Below are 18423 nucleotides of genomic sequence, written 5' to 3'. Positions count from 1 at the left end.
TTACATCAAAAAGTGTCACTTCAAAGCAATTCCCACATTCTCTCAGCAAATGAATGTTCTCTGGCTGGTAACTACTCTTACTGTTCTTTTCATTCGGTTGACTATTTAACTGTAATTAAGATTAGTTGACTAGCACCCAAAAGTCAAGAACCGATTGGAGATTAAAAAAGGGAAACACGCTAGATTGCTTGGAATTTTTCAACTATAATAATATTATTTAATTGAACGGAAGACATTGAATGAAAAAGATCAGGGAAAATAAAAGTTGGATAATCACCACAATTGCGATAATGGCCACCTTTATCGTTTTATTTGTTGCCCTTTATTCCAATTCGGTTACTGTCAAGGTCAACCAGTTAAACATCCGAAGTGGTCCAGCGGTGACTTACTCTGTGAAAGCCAAAGTCAAGCAAGGACAACGACTGCAAGTTATCAGCCGAAAGAATGACTGGATTAAAGTAATTTATAATCATAAAACGATTGGCTGGGTTGCTTCTTGGTTAGTCACCAATCCAGATATTAAACACGTCACCAGACTCTCAGAAGCAACGGTGGTGCTTGATCCTGGTCATGGCGGCGCAGATACTGGTGCCTTATCGATTTCTGGTCAGCCCGAGAAACGATATACATTAATTGTTGCCAAGCTGGTGGCTCAAAAGTTACGTTCCAGGGGAACCAAGGTTATTATGACTCGGGATCGCGATAAAACCGTTTCGCTTTATTCCCGCCCAAAGGTTGCAATTAACGCATCCGCAAATGCATTTGTGAGTTTCCATTTTGATTCATCTGATGAAGATAATACAGCATCTGGTTACACATGCTATTATTATCACGATGGCGATTCCAAAGATTTAGCAAGCGCTATTGATACCAAAATGGCTCATCTCCCCTTAGCCAACCGGGGCATCGACTTTGGCAACTATTTGGTAATTCGGGATAATGCCGTCCCAGCGATTCTGATTGAAGGTGGCTACATTAATACGAATAAAGACTTCAAATTAATCCAAAGTAAAGCTTATCAGGAACAGTATGCTAACGATGTGGTTGCCGGGTTGGCAGCCTATTTTCGAAATAATAATCAATAAGGAGCGTGTTTTATGACCTTAAGTAAAGTTTGGTTATCCCAGTTGCCGATTGATGACATCACAAACGTCAAACCCGTTTCTGGTGGAGACATTAATGATTCATACATGCTTGAAACAAAAAGCGGCCGTTATTTTATGAAAGTCCAGCCTAAGCGGGGGCAAGCATTCTTCGCCCATGAAGTTGAAGGATTACATTTATTAGGCGAAGTCGCCAATACACCAACCGTCGTAGCAACTGGGGAAATTGGTTCAGATGGTTTTCTTATCCTTAAGTGGATCGATACTGGCAGTGGCAGTCAAATTAACCTTGGCAAAATGGTCGCCAAAGTTCACCAGCAGCATGCCAAACAATTTGGTCTCGATCATAATTTTACCGCGGGCAAGTTACCGAAAAATAACACCTGGCAATCTGATTGGGTAACCTTCTACCTTGATCAGCGTTTAAAACCATTAGTCGATTTGGCCATCAAAAAGGGTCGCTGGAATGATTGGCGGAATTCTCAGTTCCAATCATTATGCGACCAATTCAAAAAATATTATTCAAATCACGAAATTGTTCCTAGCTTACTCCATGGGGATCTCTGGGCGGGCAATTACCTCTTTACCGAAGATGGAACACCGATGTTGATCGACCCAGACGTTTTTTATGGCGACCGAGAACTAGACATTGCAATGACCACAATCTTCGGTGGCTTTTCCCAAGAATTTTATCAGGGTTATAATTCAGTCTATCCATTAAAAATTGGGGTTGATAAACGACTCGGCTGGTATCAGTTAAATTACTTGCTCGCCCATTTAAATCTTTTTGGGGAAACCTATGGCCCCATGGTTGATCAGATTTTGAAGCCCTATTAAGATTGAGATAACCAGGGAATCAAATCAAGCAGTGAGGTGACCCTGATTTCAGGATCACCAGAGTCACCAATAATCCCATCAGGATCGAACAAACACGAAGCAATATTTGCATTGTGCCCCGCAGCAACATCTAACTTGCGGTCGCCAATCATGATTGCTTTTTTTCTGTCGACATGGTTATGAGTGATTAAATAATTAATTGATTCCGGGTTCGGCTTGCGAGGAAACTTCTGATCTGACGTCACATAATCCGTGAAATACTGGGTTAACTTGAACTGATTAAGCAGTGTTTTAGCCTGGTCATCACGGTGGGTCAACAAATAATTGGCGCCTTTAAGCTTATTCACTAAGTTAAGTACCTCACGAGCACCAGCAAATGGTTCTGCCGTTGAAACTAATTCGGTCTGATATTTTTTATTTAAACTTCGTAATTGGCTTTCCGCGATGCCATAAAAAGCAGCAGCTTTGCGGATTGCAGTTCCAACGTCGTGTTGTCTCATGGTTAAATAAATATCGTGCTCATCAATCTCGACTTCATCAATATTTAAATCAATTAGCGCATGCTTAAACGCCTGAACCATCTTTGGATACGTATTAAATAAAGTGCCATCAAAATCCCAAAACAATTGGTTGATCATTTGTGTCCTCCCTTTTTAGTGCGAACAAACCCAGTAGCTTAAATATCCGGCTTCGTAAAAACTAGGGCCACTTTAACCGTAAACATATTTTTTATGCAAGTAACATCAACGTTTAAGGCATCACCGATTAAAATTTAAATTTTAATCGGTGATGCCTTAAACGTACGCCAAATCTGGATAAGCGCTACTTGTTTTCCGTATCGAATATAATTGTAACCGGCCCATCATTTTGCAAGTCTACTAGCATATCCGCACCGAAGACACCGGTTTGGACCTCTAGTCCCGCATCCCTGAGTGTGTCATTGAATGTTTCATAGATTTTCTGGGCGTGAGCTGGTTCACCTGCCCCCGTGAAACTTGGGCGGTTACCCTTTTTAGTATCAGCATACAGCGTGAACTGTGAAATCGATAGAATTGCCCCATTCACGGTGTCGATATCTAAATTTAATTTATCATTTTTATCTTCAAAAACCCTAAGTTTGTGAATTTTATGGGCTAAGTAATTGATTTCATCAATCCCGTCAGAATCTTGAACACCGACTAACAACACAAAGCCCTTGCCAATCTTGCCGTGAACAGCCCCATCAATTGAGACAGATGCTTCTTTAACTTTTTGTAGTACAACTCTCATTAAAGCAATGACTCCTTATCTGAATTTACGCTCAACCAAATAAACGTCGTGAACGTTTCTAAGTGCATTAATTAAGCGATCAAGTTGTTCCAAATTTCGAATACCCACAAGCAAACTAATCGTTGCCATTTTGTTATGATCAACTTGGCCATTAACGGATGAGACCGTTTTGGTAACGTTATTTACAGCAGTCAAAATATTCGTCAGCAGGCCTGCGCGGTTGTAACCCTGAACTGACAAACTGGCTTCATAGGTCGTTCGATCAGTTGGATCATTTGCCCAAGAAACCTCAATTAAGCGTTCGCCATTTTCCTCTGCCTTAACAATATTTGGGCAATCAACCCGATGAATGGAAACGCCCCGGCCCTTCGTAATATAACCAACAATTTGGTCGCCTGGAACTGGTGTACAACAGTGACTTAACCTGACCAGTAAATTATCAACACCTTCAATAACAATGCCATTCGACGACTTTCGTGCCTTCTTTTTCGTGGTTTCACTATTTTCGGTGATTGTTTGGTGGCCTTCGAGGACTTCCTTTTCAGCCTGATCCTGTCGTTCACGTTTTTGCTGTGCCCGGACATCCTCAGTTAAACGATTGACAACTCCAGTGGGTTGAACATCGCCGAATCCAATTGCGGCAAGTAAATCTTCGGCGTGCTGATAATGCATGTTGGTTGCCGTCGTCTCTAATTTGTCAGGTGCCATCACAATATGGGGGTCAAATCCTTCTTCCCGAAGCTTTCTGGTAACAATCAAGCGCCCGTCTTCAATGTTTTTTGTCCGGTCTTCTTGTCTGAAATACTGCTTGATTTTGTTGCGAGCCCGTCTAGTATGAACCAGCGGGAGCCAGTCACGACTTGGACCCGCTGACCCAGTCGAGGTAATAATATCGACAATATCCCCATTTTTAACCTGATGATCAAGGGGAACAATCTTACCATTGACCCTCGCGCCGGTTGTGTGGTTACCAACTTCAGTATGAATCATATAGGCCATATCGAGCGGGCCAGCCCCCTTTGGCAACTCATAGACATCACCTTTGGGGGTAAAGACATAGACATGATCCCCAAAAAGTTCGCCTTTGACGCTATCCATAAAATCAGCAGCGTCATCAGTATCTTCTTGAAGTTCGATAATTTGTTTAAACCAATTAAGCTTGTTGTTATCTTGAGAAGCCTTTACTTCACTTCGAATGCCTTCCTTATAGGCCCAGTGAGCAGCAATACCAAACTCAGCAACCCGATGCATTTCTTCGGTTCTAATCTGAACCTCTAATGGTTTGCCTTCTGGACCGATAACCGTTGTATGCAGTGATTGATACATGTTTGCTTTGGGCATTGCAATATAGTCTTTAAATCGTCCTGGCATTGGTTTCCATTTGGAATGAATGGCTCCTAAAACGGCATAACAATCCTTAATTGATCCGACAATGACTCTAATGGCAAGCAAGTCATATATCTGGCTGAACTGCTTGTGCTTCTCTACCATTTTGCGGTAAACAGAATAGATGTGCTTAGGTCTGCCGTAGATTTCACTCTTAATGTCCAGATCCGAAATGGCGCTCTTGACCTCACTAATTGCCTTTTTTATATAATCAACCCGCTGGTCACGACGAGAATTCATCAAATGAACGATTCGATAGTATTGTTGCGGATTCAGGTAACGTAACGAAATATCCTCAAGCTCCCATTTAATCGTTCCAATCCCTAATCGATCAGCAATTGGGGCATAAATTTCCAGCGTTTCTTTAGCAATCCGACGTTGCTTATCAGGCCGCAAAGATTTTAATGTCCGCATGTTATGCAAACGGTCCGCTAATTTGACGATCATCACCCGAATATCTTTACACATTGCGAGTAATAGTTTTCGATGATTTTCAGCTAATCGTTCCTGGCTCGATTTGTACTTAATCTTAGAGAGCTTAGTAACACCATCGACAATTAAGGCAACATCGTCACCAAACAGCTCTCTAATGTCGCCAAGAACTGCTCCGGTATCTTCAACCACGTCATGCAAGAAACCAGCGGAAACCGTCTCAGGATCCATATGAAGGTCTGCTAGAATCCCGGCAACTTGGATTGGGTGGGTGATGTAAGGTTCTCCCGACTGTCTTTTTTGATCCTGATGGGCAATCCGAGCAAACTCGTATGCTTTCTTAACTTGTTTGACGTGTTCATCGTTCATGTATTCTGATACTTTTTTGATGACATCGTCTGCTGTCCATACTTTAGTTGCCAATCTTATCAACTCTTCTCTCAATCTCCCCGTTAGACGGGTTCGTGAATGTGATTACTAATATTTTAGCATTATTTTCAGGTTTATTCAGCTACCTTGTTAATTCTGTGAGGACTGAGCATGCCGATAGAAAGTACAGAGGAGCCGTTTCTGTGCGCATAATCCGTGGGCCCAGTCCAGCGGTGGTATACCCATTTTGAACTAGCATCTGAATTTCTGCGGGCGAAACCCCGCCCTCTGGACCAAAGACCGCAACAACTGAAGCACCAGATTGAAGGCTGCCAATTTTTTTGACAAGGTTAGCTTCCTCACCAGATTTAGCTGACTCTTCATAAGCAACGATTTTGGCATCAAAGTCTTCGGTTACTAAATCTGCAAGGTTATGCAAATACCTTACCCTAGGGATAACATTTCGATGTGACTGTTCGGCTGCGCTTAACGCAACTTCATTTAGTCGTTTTATTTTCTTAGCACTCTTTTGATCCCACTTAACGATTGACCAATCCATAGGAACGAAGATAACTTGCGACGCCCCAAGTTCAGTTGCCTTTTGAACAATTAATTCGGGCTTGTTCCTTTTGGATAGACCGCTCACAATTGTAGCAGCAATTGGCAGTTCAACGTTAACTGACAGTTTGTTAACAATGATGACAGAAACTTTTTGGTCGACAATTTCATTAATTCGAGCTTCATAGACCACATGATCCACGGAAACTAGTTCAATGTCGTCACCCACCTCTGCCCGTAAAACGCGGCTTAAATGATGACTAACTTCCTTGGGCAACTCAAGATGATCACCGGCTTTTAACAGCTCATTTGAAAAATAATGTTGCATATTAATCCTCATCCTTTGGTTTCTGGGCAATAATGGCAAACCAATCCTTCATTTTCATGGACTCAAGCACTTTAAAACCGCCATCAACCATTGCTTGCTCGACCAACTCATACTTATCCTTAATTATTCCTGAGGTCAAGAAGTATCCCCCCGCCTTCAAGTTATCGAATGCCTGGGGAACAAGGGGAACGATGATTTCAGCCAAGATATTAGCAACAACGATGTCAACATGCTCATGGATTCCCTTTAATAAATCGTTTGCAGAAATTCGAACGTCCTTTGCAACAGGGTTTAAGTCAATATTTTTTCTGGCCGACTGTACCGCAATTTCATCTACATCAAAGGCATGAACAGCGGCTGCTCCCATCAGCTTAGCAGCGATACTTAATACCCCTGAACCAGTTCCGACATCCAAAACCGCTTCACCACCACGCATCACGACTTCCAGCGTTTGAAGTGACAACTGGGTCGTTGGATGTGTTCCAGTCCCAAAGGCCATTCCCGGATCAAGCCGAATGATCTTTTCCAACTTGTTTTTGGGTTGGTAGTCCTCCCAACTGGGAACAACCGTTAACGTTCTGGTGATAGAAACTGGATGATAATACTTTTCCCAAGCAGTCCGCCAGTTTTTATCTTCGACCGCGCTCAGTTGAACCTCGGCTGGCCCAGGATTAAGGCCAAAAGATGCGAGCTTTTTTACCTGATCAGTTATTTCTGAAACTTGTGCTTGAATATTTTTACTATTTGGATAGTACGCGGAAACAACCGCCCCATTAGCAATATGAACCAAACTGGTGGGATCGACAATTTCGCCATGGTTCCCATATTTACCGGCAGTCAATTTTTCGAAATCTTTGGCATCCTCAATTGAAACCCCTGATGCCCCGTAAGTCATTAGAATGTTTGAAACCGCCTCAACGGCCTCGCTGCTCGTAATAATTGATACCTCTGTCCAGTCCATTGCTAATCTCCTTTGTCGATTGAATACAAAAAGAGCATCCTACTTGGATGCCCCATCAGGTACTTGATGCTGTTTACTATCCTTATCTTCACGAGCGCGTACTTTAGCCTCGTGCTTTAGAAGATGTCCTTCGAGGTACTGAAGTAACTCAGACTCATTTTCAAAAATCCGGGGGTGTTTTTGCTTATGAAGGCGCAAATCAATCTCATTGATTCGCTGCCTGCCAGTCCATTTGTGGCTATATCGAATGATCAACCGATTGTCCAGACGATCCCGACCAAAACGGAAAATATAAATATTATCTGGCGTAAGTAAGGGGCGAATATATTCTTTTTTATAAAAATAGCCATTTTTTCTAAGATATTGTTTTGTTCTACTTAACAATGATAGACACCTCCCCACTTATTAGTTTTTTTAAAGGAACTCAAATCGAATAAAAAACGAATTAATATATATAATAATTGAATGTGATCGAAAACGCAAACATTTTGTTGTCAATCTCGCTTGCGTTAACTAATCTATCTATCATATGATGGAAGAAAAGGAGTTGGAAGTTCATGGAATTATTTCGCATTCGTTTTATTAATAAAATCCGGCCAGATACGATCGAAATTCGCTATCGAGCCGTCTTAGAAGCCCATTCTAGTGACACCATTTTTGAAGGGCATCAATGCTTTAACCGCCATTACTTGGACTACACAATTTTGAAAAACGGCGAAGTAGCGCTTCGGGCAATTACAAATATTTTCTCGGCACTTCCAGAGGGCCTTGTACTCGATAAAGTCAGTTTTGAACAATCTCACGACCGTAATTTACTTCAGGTTCCAACCAAAGAGTTCTTTGATAACCTTGATAATTATATTATTAATAATAATCAGTTGAACCGGGTAATTCAAAAGACTAATGCTGATAAGAAATTAATTGATACTAAATTAATTACTGAACTGCGAATTGGTTAACGTGACTTGTTATCTAATTTGTCACTCACTTGAGTCCTACTAGCTGACCGCATCTAGCATTTTTAAGCAAATGATGACCTAACTTAAAAGTCTATCAGTTTGACTCTATATGACACCTGACATATACTGATGGTGAATAGGAAGTTGGTAATGCGTCAGTTAACTTGGTAATATTGATTGCCAAAATAAAGACTAATTCCGGGTAAACAATATGACGATTAAGGATAAAATTCAAAGTATCATTAATAGCAAGGATAGCGCCTATCAAATTCAACAACTGACCGGTGTTAATTCCTCAATTATTATCAGGTTGCGAAATAACAAGCGCTCCGTTAACAACTTGTCACTGCAAACCGTCGAAAAGCTTGAACAATATTACGACTATCACTTGGTGCCACCTACAACCAATTTAATAAACGGGCAACTTTCCCACTTTCGCCACCGTCTTATTAATATTTTGCAAGAATTATACGAATCTGAACAGGAACGGGTCGAAGAAGTTGATGCCCCTACAGATGAGCCCGCAATGGCCGCAGTTATTGAACAGCTTTTCAATGATGTCCTTGATGATCAATCGGAAATCGATAAACTAGATAAACTTTATCATCATAAATTAGATAAAAAGCCAATGGCCTAATGATTAAATGGCTATTTGACTTTGACCCCAAAAAATGATGCTTACCTCAAACCAATGGGATAAGCATCATTTTGCTATTTATTCAAATGTTGAGTTCACCAATTGGTCATCTCCAGAATCGCAATCATTTTTTGAGTGTTTTAGTCGGAAAATGGTGGGAACTTACTGAAATGATGGTCGACATTCTGCAAGGATAACGCCTATTTGTCGCCCTTTTCCTCTTCGTCAGTCTGCAAAACTGCCATGAAGGCCTCCTGTGGAATTTCAACTTTCCCAACAGCCTTCATTCGTTTCTTACCAGCCTTTTGCTTCTCCAATAACTTCATTCGCCGGGTTCGGTCACCACCATACAGCTTAGCGGTAACGTCCTTTCGATAAGCCTTGATGTTCGTTCGGGCAATGATCTTCGCCCCAATTGCAGCCTGGACTGGAATTTCAAAATTTTGCCGGGGAATAATGTTTTTAAGCTTACCAACAATATCCCGTGCCCTCGTTGCAGCAAATTGTCTATGCGAAATAAAGCTTAACGCATCAACTTGCTCACCGTTTAGCAAAATATCAATCTTTACTAAATCACTTGGCTTATAATCCTCCAGATCGTAATCAAGGGAAGCATAGCCTTTTGTACTAGATTTTAATTTGTCAAAGAAATCAAAGATAATTTCTGACAGCGGCATATGATAAATGACATTTACCCGGTATTCATCAAGGTATTCCATTGTATCAAATTCGCCACGGCGTCGTTGACAAAGTTCCATGACGGGGCCGACATAGTCATTTGGCACCATAATGGTTGCTTTGACGTATGGTTCAGAAATTTGTTTAATCGCGGAAACTTCAGGCATTTCTGAAGGATTTTCAACTTCCTTCTGTTCACCATCCGTCATATCAACCTCATAGGTAACCGATGGGGCCGTTGTAATTAGCTCAAGGTTAAATTCCCGTTCGAGCCGCTCCTGAACAACATCCATGTGTAAAAGTCCCAAAAAGCCACAACGAAATCCAAATCCTAATGCTTTTGAAACTTCGGGTTCAAATTCCAAAGCGGCATCATTCAGTTTCAACTTCTCCAAAGCTTCACGCAAATCATCAAACTTGGCGTTATCAGTTGGATAAAGACCAGCGTATACCATTGGGTTCATCACCCGATAACCAGGCAGCGCCTCTTCAGCCGGGTCGTCCGCATTCGTAACCGTATCACCAACTCGAGTTTGGGTAATGTCTTTGATGCTAGCAGTGATATAACCAACGTCCCCAGACATTAGGTAATCTCGTTTTACCGGCTTAGGGGAATTAACCCCAACCTCGGTTACTTCATACTCACTGCCGCTATTCATCATCCGAATTTTATCACCAGGTTGAACAGTGCCTTCAAATAGCCGGACACTTAACACAACACCGCGATAATCATCATAAACCGAATCAAAGACCAATGCCTTTAAAGGCGCATTAACATCACCATCTGGGGCAGGAATTTTGTGAACAATCTGTTCAAGTAGATCTTCAATGCCAATGCCCTTCTTAGCACTTGCCAGTACTGCGTCAGAAGCATCGATCCCGATTACATTTTCAATTTCGGTGCGGACCTTTTCCGGCTCGGCAGATGGTAAATCAATTTTATTGATAACCGGAACAATTTCCAAATTATCATCAATTGCCAAGTAAACGTTAGCCAGTGTCTGCGCTTCAACCCCTTGGGCAGCATCAACAACAAGCACGGCACCCTCACAAGCAGCTAAGCTTCGAGAAACCTCATATGAAAAATCCACGTGGCCAGGGGTATCAATCAGATGAAACTCGTAGTCATGCCCGTCTTTAGCATGATATGTCAATTCAACGGCGTTAAGTTTGATGGTAATTCCCCGCTCACGCTCAAGGTCCATATTGTCCAAAAGCTGGTCCTTCATGTCCCGTTTGGCAACCGTATCAGTCATTTCGAGAATTCGATCTGCCAGCGTCGATTTCCCATGGTCGATGTGAGCAACGATGGAAAAATTGCGAATATATTTTTGATGATCCTTCATTTTTTGTAAATCCATGTTGTATCTCACTTTCATTCTTATTAAATCTCATTATACCAACCATTTCAGTGTAAATGAAAGCAGGCCAACTAGCAAGTTCTCTAAAAACTAGTGGTGAGCTATCCTAAGCAGCGCCATCTTTGGTTTAAGCAGTTTATTCCACCTCGCCGAAATTGATGGTTAGCTAAAATAATTGAGAGACTGGTATTCACCAATCTCCCAATTATTATTTATCGTATTGATAATCAAAAAAGCATTTATTTTTTGGTGTCAAACGCATCTTTCATTTTGTCAAAAAAATGACCGCCGCCTTTGCCATCCAGACTTTCACCACTAGCCTTAGCAAATGCTTCCATTGCAACTTTCTGATCCTTATTTAAGCTCTTAGGGGTCGTTACGGTCACCGTCACTCGTTCGTCACCAGTACCGTTACCGCGCAATCTAGGAGCACCTTTCCCTTTAAGTCTAAAGGTTGTGCCAGTCTGAGTTCCAGCAGGAATCTTCAGTTCAACGTCTCCGTGGACAGTCTTTACCTGAATTTTCCCACCTAAAGCTGCACGAGCAAAACTAATTCTTTCATCAACGTAAATAGTTGACCCATCACGGGTAAAGTCCTTGCTTGGTTTAACCTTAAAGACAATGTACAAGTCACCATAAGGGCCACCGTTTTCACCGGCTTCACCTTGGCCTTGAAGTCTCATCTGCTGACCATCGTCAATTCCAGCGGGAACGTTCACTTCTAATTCATGACGTTCGTCAACTCGGCCACGACCATCACAGGTTGGACACTTTTCCTTGATTTCTTTACCAGTTCCGTGACAAACAGGACAAGTCTGTCTTGACTGCATTCTGCCAAGCGGTGTGTTGGTTTCAGTGGTAACATAACCACGGCCGCCACATCGTGAACAAGTAACTGGCGAAGTCCCTGGCTTAGCACCAGTACCGCCACAAGTCTTACATTGAGCTTCGCGGTTATACTTAATAACCGTCTTTTTACCAAAAATGGCCTCTTCAAAATCCAACGTCATTTGGTACTGTAAATCGCGTCCTTGCCGTGGCGCAGATGGATCAGCGTTTCGTTGGCCGCCACCAAAGAACTGGCTAAATATATCATCAAAGCCAAAACCGCCGCCACCATCAAAGTTGCTAAATCCACCAGCACCGCCACCAAATCCAGCACCAGCACCATCAGCTGAACCGTATTGATCATAGTTTGCCCGCTTTTGGGGATCACTTAGTGTTTCATACGCTTCGTTGATTTCCTTAAATTTCTCCTCAGCATCAGGAGCCTTGTTGATATCAGGATGCCACTTTTTAGACAACTTACGATAGGCGTGTTTGATTTCATCGTCACTGGCGTCTTTTGAGACTCCGAGGATATCATAATAATCTTTACTTGCCATTAGAAACTCCCATCTTCAATCAATTCTTTATCCTTGATAGAATACCATATTTTAACAAAAAGCCAAAGCCGGCTGGCCTTGACTTCTTGCTTAAATAACAATCTTAAAGATTATTTTTTATCATCGTGCACTTCATGGAAGTCGCCGTCGACAGTTCCGTCGCCGCCTTTACCATCGTCTTTATTATCAGATGTGCCTTCTTGAGATCCTTGTTGGGCTCCTTTGGCATCACCGTCTTTTGGTGCTTGTTGTTGATACAATTTAACGGCAAGGTCTTGAACAATCTTATTAAGATCATCCTTTTTAGCCTTCATATCGTCAACGTTATTATCTTCCTTGGCTTTCTTGAGGGCATCACGAGCATCCTCAGCCTTCTTGATTTCGTCATCAGAAACCTTTCCCTTAACTTCCTTAAGGGTCTTGTCAGTCTGGAAGAGCAGTTGGTCAACTTCGTTATTGAGATCAGCAGATTCCTTACGTTGCTTATCTGCGTCTTCATTTTCCTTAGCTTCCTTCATCATCTTCTTGATTTCGTCATCTGAAAGGCCTGACGAATCTTTGATGGTGATCTTTTGTTCCTTACCAGTTCCCTTATCCTTAGCAGAAACGTTAACAATTCCGTTCTTGTCAATATCAAAGGTAACTTCAATTTGAGGAACCCCTCTAGGAGCAGCTGGAATGTCAGTCAACTGGAATTGACCAAGTGTCTTATCGTCAGCAGCCATCGGTCGTTCACCTTGGAGAACGTGGATATCTACGGCAGGTTGATTATCAGCCGCAGTTGAGAACACTTGTGACTTACTAGTAGGAATAGTCGTGTTACGGTCAATTAACTTAGTAAAGACACCACCCATTGTTTCAATACCAAGTGAAAGTGGCGTTACATCAAGTAGGACAACATCCTTAACATCACCAGTGATCACACCACCTTGGACAGCAGCTCCTAAAGCAACCGCTTCATCAGGGTTAATTGAGTGGTTAGATTCCTTGCCAGTCCATGACTTAACTGCTTCTTGAACGGCTGGAATCCGAGTTGAACCACCATTTAGGATCACTTGGTCAATATCAGAAGTTTGTAAGCCAGCATCCTTCAAAGCGTTATCAAACGGTACTTTGGTCTTAGCAACTAAATCAGAAGTCAATTCGTTAAATTTAGCTCTAGTAAGGGTCGTTTGTAAATGTAGTGGCCCGTTATCGCCAGCAGAAATAAATGGCAAGCTAATTTCAGACTCAGTCACACCTGATAAGTCCTTCTTAGCTTTTTCAGCAGCATCCTTCAGACGTTGAAGAGCCATTTTGTCTTTTGATAAATCAACCCCATTTTCCTTCTTGAAGTTGTCAACTAACCAACCAATAACTCGTTGGTCAAAGTCGTCACCACCAAGATGGGTATCACCATTGGTTGAAAGTACTTGGAAGACACCATCACCCAATTCAAGGATGGAAACATCAAACGTTCCACCACCTAAATCATAAACCAAAATTTTTTCATCTTTATCTTGTTTATCAAGACCATATGCTAAAGCTGCCGCCGTTGGTTCGTTGATAATTCGCTTAACATTCAAGCCAGCGATCTTACCAGCATCCTTAGTAGCTTGACGCTGAGCATCATTAAAGTATGCAGGAACGGTAATGACAGCATCCGTCACTTTATCACCCAAATAGTTCTCAGCAAAATCCTTAATGTACTGTAAAATCATTGCAGAAATTTGTTGTGGTGTGTATTTTTTGCCTTCGATGTCAACGGTATAACCCTGTTCACCCATATGACTCTTAATTGAACGAACAGTGTTAGGGTTAGTAATCTCTTGGCGCTTAGCTACTTCACCAACCTGTGGTTTGCCATCTTTAAATGCGACAACGGACGGTGTTGTTCTTGCCCCTTCAGGGTTTGCAATGATCTTTGGCTCGTTACCTTCAAGTACAGCAACGGCTGAGTTCGTGGTCCCTAAATCAATACCAATAATTTTATTACTTGCCATAAATAATCCTCTTTTTCTTTAAAGATTTATTTTGCTACAACAACCATCGCTGGTCGTAAAACCCGATCCTTCAAACGATAGCCATCCTGCAAAACCTGAACAACAGTTTCAGCCGGATGATCATCATCCGCCGCAGCAGTTTGGATAGCCTGTTCGAATTTCGGATCAAATGGTTTGTTCAAAGCATCGACAATCTCAATGCCATTGTCTTTGAGTGCCTTATTGAGATGCTCATAAACCATGGAAACACCCTTCTTAAGTTGCTTACTATTATCGTCAGTAGCTTCAACTTCAAGGGCACGCTGTAGATTATCAACAATGGGCAAAATATCATGGGCCAATTGTTGCCCATCATACTTGATTAAATCGGCTTGCTCTTTTTTGGCATGATTTTGAATATTTTTCATATCCGCCTCAGCCCGAAGGTACCGATTTTCCATATCGTCAAACTTTTTTTGAAGTTCAACGACCGTCTTTTTAAGCTTCGTTATTTCTTCAGTATGTTTATCAGCAGGGGCAGCTTTAGCCGATTTTTGGTCTGTCTTATTCGCTTGATCATTAGGCTTCACTGCCGATTGCTTTTCCGGCTGATCTTGATTCTTATTCGTGGAATCTTCCTTATTATCTGCCAAACAATCGCCTCCTTAGGTTGTAATTTGTGAACATTACGAGTCCTGGTCATCATCGTAATAGCCTAACAGCTTCTTAGTCAATTCTTCCCGTAAAGCCCCAACGATGCCAATAACTTTTGAGTACGGCATCCTTGTCGGCCCAATAACTGCAATGACACCATGACCATATTCGTTCAAATCATAAGTTCCCGTGATAATACTATAATCCTTCAACAAGTCATTCCGAAGTTCACCACCGATTCGTACTTGAACATCATTAGACTTGGTATTGATAATCTTTTGAACCGTATCCTCAGTTCCAAGTAAGTTATACAGTGGCTTTAGCCGATCAACATCTTGACGTTCAACAAACCGTAATAGATTTAATTCACCGTCAACATGAACCTTATCACGACCCGCTTCATTAAGCATCTCACCAAATATTTTCAAAAATCCTTCAGGAGTCTGAATGTACTTGGTCATGAGCATTGGGATATCAAATTTAAGCTTATCAAGAACTTGCTTAAGCGGCTTGCCTACCAATTCAGTATTAATAATATTGACGATCGTTTCTAATTGTTCAGAAGAAACGTTTGCGAGCCTAAAAATCTTATTAACGACATGACCCGTATTGGTAACGATGATTGCCATTACTTGCCGATCATCTAACTTAACAAGCCTAAAACCACCCAAAGTAACGTTATCTCCAGATTCTGGATTAAACGTTAACGCCATATAACTGGTTAGATCGGACAGAACCTTCGCAGATTCTTGAATAATCTCATCAATTCGATTGAATTCACTGTTGAAAGAACTTTTGATCAAATCTTCCGCACTGTCATCCAGTGGATCCGGTTCAACTAAATTATCCACGTAATAGCGATAACCTTCAATTGATGGTACCCGCCCTGACGAAAAGTGCGTCTTAGTAATTAAGCCCTTTGATTCAAGTGCAGCCATATCGTTTCTAACCGTTGCAGAACTCACATGGGTTGGAAACTCTGAAGCCAATGCCTTGGAACCAACTGGCATTCCTGTTCTTGTATAATCACGAATGATTATTTGAAGAATACTTTTTTGCCTATCCGTTAGCACCAGAATCACCTCTTTTTAGCACTCAATATATTCGAGTGCTAAGGCACATTTATAATTTAACAAACCACTCCACAATAGTCAAGGAATTACGGCATGTTTTTAGCAACAATTTGTTTTGAGTGCTAATGGTGCTAATCTAAAATAGTTGGATGTGTTTGTAAATATTGACGCGTATTGTTGGCATCGTCAGCGAGCTGATCAATTAACTGCTCTGGTGTTTGGAACTTAACTTCATCACGGAGATAGTGTAACCAATCAACTTTAATAACTTCACCATAAATATTTTGGTTAAAATCAAGTAAATTAATTTCGACAGTCATCGGATGAATATCGGAAAAGGTGACATTCTTACCAATTGACGCCATCCCTAAATATTTCTTCCCGGCAATCGTCACAGTCACAACGTAAATACCGATTCTTGGCAGCCATTGGTATTCTGAATGTTCGACATTGGCAGTTGGATATCCTAATAAACGACCACGTTCCTCACCGTGAACAATAACGCCTTCAGTTTGAAACGGTCTCCCCAACAATTGATTGACCTCATCAACATTTCCAGAGTCAAGCTCAATTCGAATTCTGGTAGAACTAATCTTCTTTCCATCATCATCAACGGGTGGGACGGTAATGACTTTAAATTGACCATCTGCATATTTCGGTAGATTCGCCATTGTCGCCGTTTGTTTATCCCCATATGTATGGTCAAAACCGGCAACAACCGCCAATGCATTAAACCGTTCAATGAAGTTCGTGATAAATGCCTGGGGACTCTGACTTTGAAAGGCATATGAGTAATTAACCAAAAAAACTTGATCAACGCCAAAGGCTTCAAATAATTTCATCTTATAATCTAGTAGTGTGAGGTAGCGTTTCTCATGACCGGACATTTTTTTATACACCAACGCCGGATGATGATCATAAGTCAGCACGGCAAACGTTGCCCCACTTTTAGCAGCCTCATCCTTTGCCCGTTTCAGAACTTCCTGATGACCCTTATGAAACCCATCAAATAGCCCCATTGCAACGACCGTCTTGCCATCAACATGAAACGAGTCATCCAAGGGATAATGGAGCTTAGCTATTTTCATCTTTAATCACCCCTTTACTCAAGCTATAAACATTTTATACGGCCGATATTGAGAGACGTCTGAATCAAATTGATACAGGGCTTTCACAGCCCCAACATACTCAAGACGCACAATTGGCGCATGATTCGGATTAATTGACTGATCTAAAAAACCACCGTGAGACACGATTTGCCAGCGGCTTTCATCAAGTGAATAACTAGGATAAGCTTGCAGGGCTTGTTTTAACGGCCGAAAAACGGTGTTTAGTTCATCATTGTCAGCAGCCGCCTGTACTTCTTCTAACGTCACACACTGTGTAATATCAAAACCACCACTTTTAATCCGAGTTAAGTCGCTCATAACTGATGGTATTTCAATCAGCTTACCAAAGTCCACGGCTAATGTTCTAACATAGGTTCCTTTTGAACAGGCAACCTCAAAAAAGATTGTCTGCGTCTGCTCTATCTGATCATATTGCGCCGGTTTAATCTGTTTAAAGTAATCAATGTGAATTGGTCGGGCAGCCCTTTCAATCGTCATCCCTTTGCGGGCATACTCATACAACTTATGACCATTGACTTTGACGGCTGAGTACATTGGCGGCACCTGCATGATATCCCCCGTCAATTTGGATAATAACGCATCAATTTCGGTCGAAGTGAGTGGGGTTTCAATTGGCGTATGCGCAATTAACTGACCATCTAAATCCTCAGTATCATAAGCCCGCCCCAAAGTAATTGCACCCCGGTAGACTTTACCAGATTGCATCATCAACTCACTAATTTTAGTTGCTTGACCAATACAAATTGGTAGCACCCCGTCAACATTTGGATCCAAAGTACCTGTGTGTCCCACTTTTTTGGTGTGTAAAATTTTCCGAAGGGCACTCACACACTCGTGGCTTGTCATTCCACGTTTCTTGTATAAAGCAATTACGCCATCCATTCAAACTCTCCTAAAAAATCATGTAATAAAAGTATATCACAAAAGTAAACCGAAAAAAGACCAGTAGTTAATCACCACTGGCCTACTTTGGGCTATTCACCCTGCTTTTTTAACTTATTAATCAATTGATCGATTTTGTCACCGTATTGAACAGAAGTGTCTAGTTCAAATTTAATTTCCGGAGTCTTATAAATGCTCAACCGGTGGCCAAGTTCGCCACGGATTAGCCCAGCGGCCTTTTCAAGCCCGGTTGCCGTGCGATCTTCATCCTCTTTTTTATCAGAGAGAATGCTGTAATAGATGGTTGCTTGCTGCAAATCACCTGTCACCTCAACCCCAGTTAAAGTAACCCCTTCAACCCGTGGGTCTCGTACTCGTTTGAGCAAGATATCATTAACTTCTTTTTGGATCTCTTGTTCCAATCGGCCAACGCGATAATGCGCCATGAGAACACCTCCAA

At 41.7% G+C, this 18423-nt stretch carries 18 protein-coding genes; 4 read left to right on the top strand and 14 right to left on the bottom strand.

Annotation, left to right across the window (positions count from 1 at the left end; translation table 11 throughout):
• The first annotated feature begins 239 nt into the window (after positions 1–239).
• The gene (locus tag FC98_RS00280; RefSeq protein WP_008857884.1) at positions 240–1085 is read left to right on the top strand and encodes an N-acetylmuramoyl-L-alanine amidase family protein; all 846 of its coding nucleotides are present in this window, start codon (positions 240–242) and stop codon (positions 1083–1085) included.
• Between the two features lie 12 nt (positions 1086–1097).
• The gene (locus tag FC98_RS00275) at positions 1098–1940 is read left to right on the top strand and encodes a fructosamine kinase family protein (RefSeq protein ID WP_054654218.1); all 843 of its coding nucleotides are present in this window, start codon (positions 1098–1100) and stop codon (positions 1938–1940) included.
• On the opposite strand, the gene FC98_RS00270 is transcribed toward FC98_RS00275, so the two are convergent.
• From FC98_RS00270 to FC98_RS00245, 6 genes are all read right to left on the bottom strand, one after another.
• The gene (locus FC98_RS00270; RefSeq protein ID WP_008857886.1) at positions 1937–2578 is read right to left on the bottom strand and encodes an HAD-IA family hydrolase; all 642 of its coding nucleotides are present in this window, start codon (positions 2576–2578) and stop codon (positions 1937–1939) included. The two genes, FC98_RS00275 and FC98_RS00270, sit on opposite strands and share 4 nt — an antisense overlap.
• 184 nt (positions 2579–2762) lie before the next feature.
• The gene (dtd, locus tag FC98_RS00265) at positions 2763–3209 is read right to left on the bottom strand and encodes a D-aminoacyl-tRNA deacylase (RefSeq protein ID WP_008857887.1); all 447 of its coding nucleotides are present in this window, start codon (positions 3207–3209) and stop codon (positions 2763–2765) included.
• A gap of 15 nt (positions 3210–3224) precedes the next feature.
• Positions 3225–5396 carry a RelA/SpoT family protein gene (locus tag FC98_RS00260; protein WP_191981989.1) on the bottom strand — a complete coding sequence of 724 codons (2172 nt, stop codon included), beginning with the start codon at positions 5394–5396 and terminating at the stop codon, positions 3225–3227.
• A 142-nt stretch (positions 5397–5538) separates the two neighbouring features.
• The gene (locus FC98_RS00255) at positions 5539–6282 is read right to left on the bottom strand and encodes a 16S rRNA (uracil(1498)-N(3))-methyltransferase (protein WP_040471913.1); all 744 of its coding nucleotides are present in this window, start codon (positions 6280–6282) and stop codon (positions 5539–5541) included.
• 1 nt (position 6283) lies between these two features.
• Entirely contained in the window at positions 6284–7243 is a 960-nt protein-coding gene (gene prmA, locus FC98_RS00250; protein ID WP_008857890.1) for a 50S ribosomal protein L11 methyltransferase, read from the bottom strand.
• A 39-nt stretch (positions 7244–7282) separates the two neighbouring features.
• A complete protein-coding gene (locus FC98_RS00245; RefSeq protein WP_008857891.1) occupies positions 7283–7627 on the bottom strand; it encodes a hypothetical protein in 345 nt (114 codons plus the stop codon).
• A 173-nt stretch (positions 7628–7800) separates the two neighbouring features.
• Here FC98_RS00245 and FC98_RS00240 point away from each other — a divergent pair, with 173 nt between their 5' ends.
• Positions 7801–8202 (top strand): hypothetical protein, encoded by a 402-nt coding sequence (locus FC98_RS00240; protein ID WP_056948976.1) that lies wholly within the window; start codon positions 7801–7803, stop codon positions 8200–8202.
• A gap of 211 nt (positions 8203–8413) precedes the next feature.
• Positions 8414–8839, top strand: a complete 426-nt coding sequence (locus tag FC98_RS00235) for a hypothetical protein (RefSeq protein ID WP_008857893.1) — start codon at positions 8414–8416, stop codon at positions 8837–8839.
• 200 nt (positions 8840–9039) lie between these two features.
• Here the strand turns inward: FC98_RS00235 and lepA are convergent, their stop codons facing one another.
• The 8 genes from lepA to rbfA form a co-directional block, all read right to left on the bottom strand.
• The gene (gene lepA / locus FC98_RS00230; RefSeq protein WP_040471915.1) at positions 9040–10878 is read right to left on the bottom strand and encodes a translation elongation factor 4; all 1839 of its coding nucleotides are present in this window, start codon (positions 10876–10878) and stop codon (positions 9040–9042) included.
• Positions 10879–11117: 239 nt separating this feature from the next.
• A complete protein-coding gene (gene dnaJ / locus FC98_RS00225; protein ID WP_008857896.1) occupies positions 11118–12263 on the bottom strand; it encodes a molecular chaperone DnaJ in 1146 nt (381 codons plus the stop codon).
• Positions 12264–12373: 110 nt separating this feature from the next.
• A complete protein-coding gene (dnaK, locus tag FC98_RS00220) occupies positions 12374–14245 on the bottom strand; it encodes a molecular chaperone DnaK (protein WP_056948974.1) in 1872 nt (623 codons plus the stop codon).
• Positions 14246–14271: 26 nt separating this feature from the next.
• Positions 14272–14877, bottom strand: a complete 606-nt coding sequence (grpE, locus tag FC98_RS00215; protein ID WP_008857898.1) for a nucleotide exchange factor GrpE — start codon at positions 14875–14877, stop codon at positions 14272–14274.
• A 33-nt stretch (positions 14878–14910) separates the two neighbouring features.
• Positions 14911–15957 (bottom strand): heat-inducible transcriptional repressor HrcA, encoded by a 1047-nt coding sequence (gene hrcA / locus FC98_RS00210; RefSeq protein ID WP_040471933.1) that lies wholly within the window; start codon positions 15955–15957, stop codon positions 14911–14913.
• Positions 15958–16082: 125 nt separating this feature from the next.
• Positions 16083–17039 carry a riboflavin biosynthesis protein RibF gene (ribF, locus tag FC98_RS00205; RefSeq protein ID WP_008857900.1) on the bottom strand — a complete coding sequence of 319 codons (957 nt, stop codon included), beginning with the start codon at positions 17037–17039 and terminating at the stop codon, positions 16083–16085.
• 18 nt (positions 17040–17057) lie between these two features.
• Positions 17058–17963: a tRNA pseudouridine(55) synthase TruB gene (gene truB, locus FC98_RS00200; protein WP_008857901.1), complete on the bottom strand. Its 906-nt coding sequence runs from the start codon at positions 17961–17963 to the stop codon at positions 17058–17060.
• A gap of 92 nt (positions 17964–18055) precedes the next feature.
• A complete protein-coding gene (rbfA, locus tag FC98_RS00195; protein ID WP_008857902.1) occupies positions 18056–18409 on the bottom strand; it encodes a 30S ribosome-binding factor RbfA in 354 nt (117 codons plus the stop codon).
• Positions 18410–18423 lie beyond the last annotated feature (14 nt).

The organism is Lentilactobacillus kisonensis DSM 19906 = JCM 15041, from assembly GCF_001434135.1.
Lineage (GTDB): Bacteria > Bacillota > Bacilli > Lactobacillales > Lactobacillaceae > Lentilactobacillus > Lentilactobacillus kisonensis.
The sequence above is the reverse complement of the archived record's forward strand: the minus strand, read 5'-3'. Positions and strand labels throughout refer to the sequence as shown.

What these genes read in the sequence shown, in the direction of transcription:
- FC98_RS00280 (WP_008857884.1), top strand. Translation starts at nt 240, where the DNA reads ATGAAAAAGATCAGGGAAAATAAAAGTTGGATAATCACCACAATTGCG.
- FC98_RS00275 (WP_054654218.1), top strand. Translation starts at nt 1,098, where the DNA reads ATGACCTTAAGTAAAGTTTGGTTATCCCAGTTGCCGATTGATGACATC.
- FC98_RS00270 (WP_008857886.1), bottom strand. Translation starts at nt 2,578, where the DNA reads ATGATCAACCAATTGTTTTGGGATTTTGATGGCACTTTATTTAATACG.
- dtd (WP_008857887.1), bottom strand. Translation starts at nt 3,209, where the DNA reads ATGAGAGTTGTACTACAAAAAGTTAAAGAAGCATCTGTCTCAATTGAT.
- FC98_RS00260 (WP_191981989.1), bottom strand. Translation starts at nt 5,396, where the DNA reads ATGAACGATGAACACGTCAAACAAGTTAAGAAAGCATACGAGTTTGCT.
- FC98_RS00255 (WP_040471913.1), bottom strand. Translation starts at nt 6,282, where the DNA reads ATGCAACATTATTTTTCAAATGAGCTGTTAAAAGCCGGTGATCATCTT.
- prmA (WP_008857890.1), bottom strand. Translation starts at nt 7,243, where the DNA reads ATGGACTGGACAGAGGTATCAATTATTACGAGCAGCGAGGCCGTTGAG.
- FC98_RS00240 (WP_056948976.1), top strand. Translation starts at nt 7,801, where the DNA reads ATGGAATTATTTCGCATTCGTTTTATTAATAAAATCCGGCCAGATACG.
- FC98_RS00235 (WP_008857893.1), top strand. Translation starts at nt 8,414, where the DNA reads ATGACGATTAAGGATAAAATTCAAAGTATCATTAATAGCAAGGATAGC.
- lepA (WP_040471915.1), bottom strand. Translation starts at nt 10,878, where the DNA reads ATGGATTTACAAAAAATGAAGGATCATCAAAAATATATTCGCAATTTT.
- dnaJ (WP_008857896.1), bottom strand. Translation starts at nt 12,263, where the DNA reads ATGGCAAGTAAAGATTATTATGATATCCTCGGAGTCTCAAAAGACGCC.
- dnaK (WP_056948974.1), bottom strand. Translation starts at nt 14,245, where the DNA reads ATGGCAAGTAATAAAATTATTGGTATTGATTTAGGGACCACGAACTCA.
- ribF (WP_008857900.1), bottom strand. Translation starts at nt 17,039, where the DNA reads ATGAAAATAGCTAAGCTCCATTATCCCTTGGATGACTCGTTTCATGTT.
- truB (WP_008857901.1), bottom strand. Translation starts at nt 17,963, where the DNA reads ATGGATGGCGTAATTGCTTTATACAAGAAACGTGGAATGACAAGCCAC.
- rbfA (WP_008857902.1), bottom strand. Translation starts at nt 18,409, where the DNA reads ATGGCGCATTATCGCGTTGGCCGATTGGAACAAGAGATCCAAAAAGAA.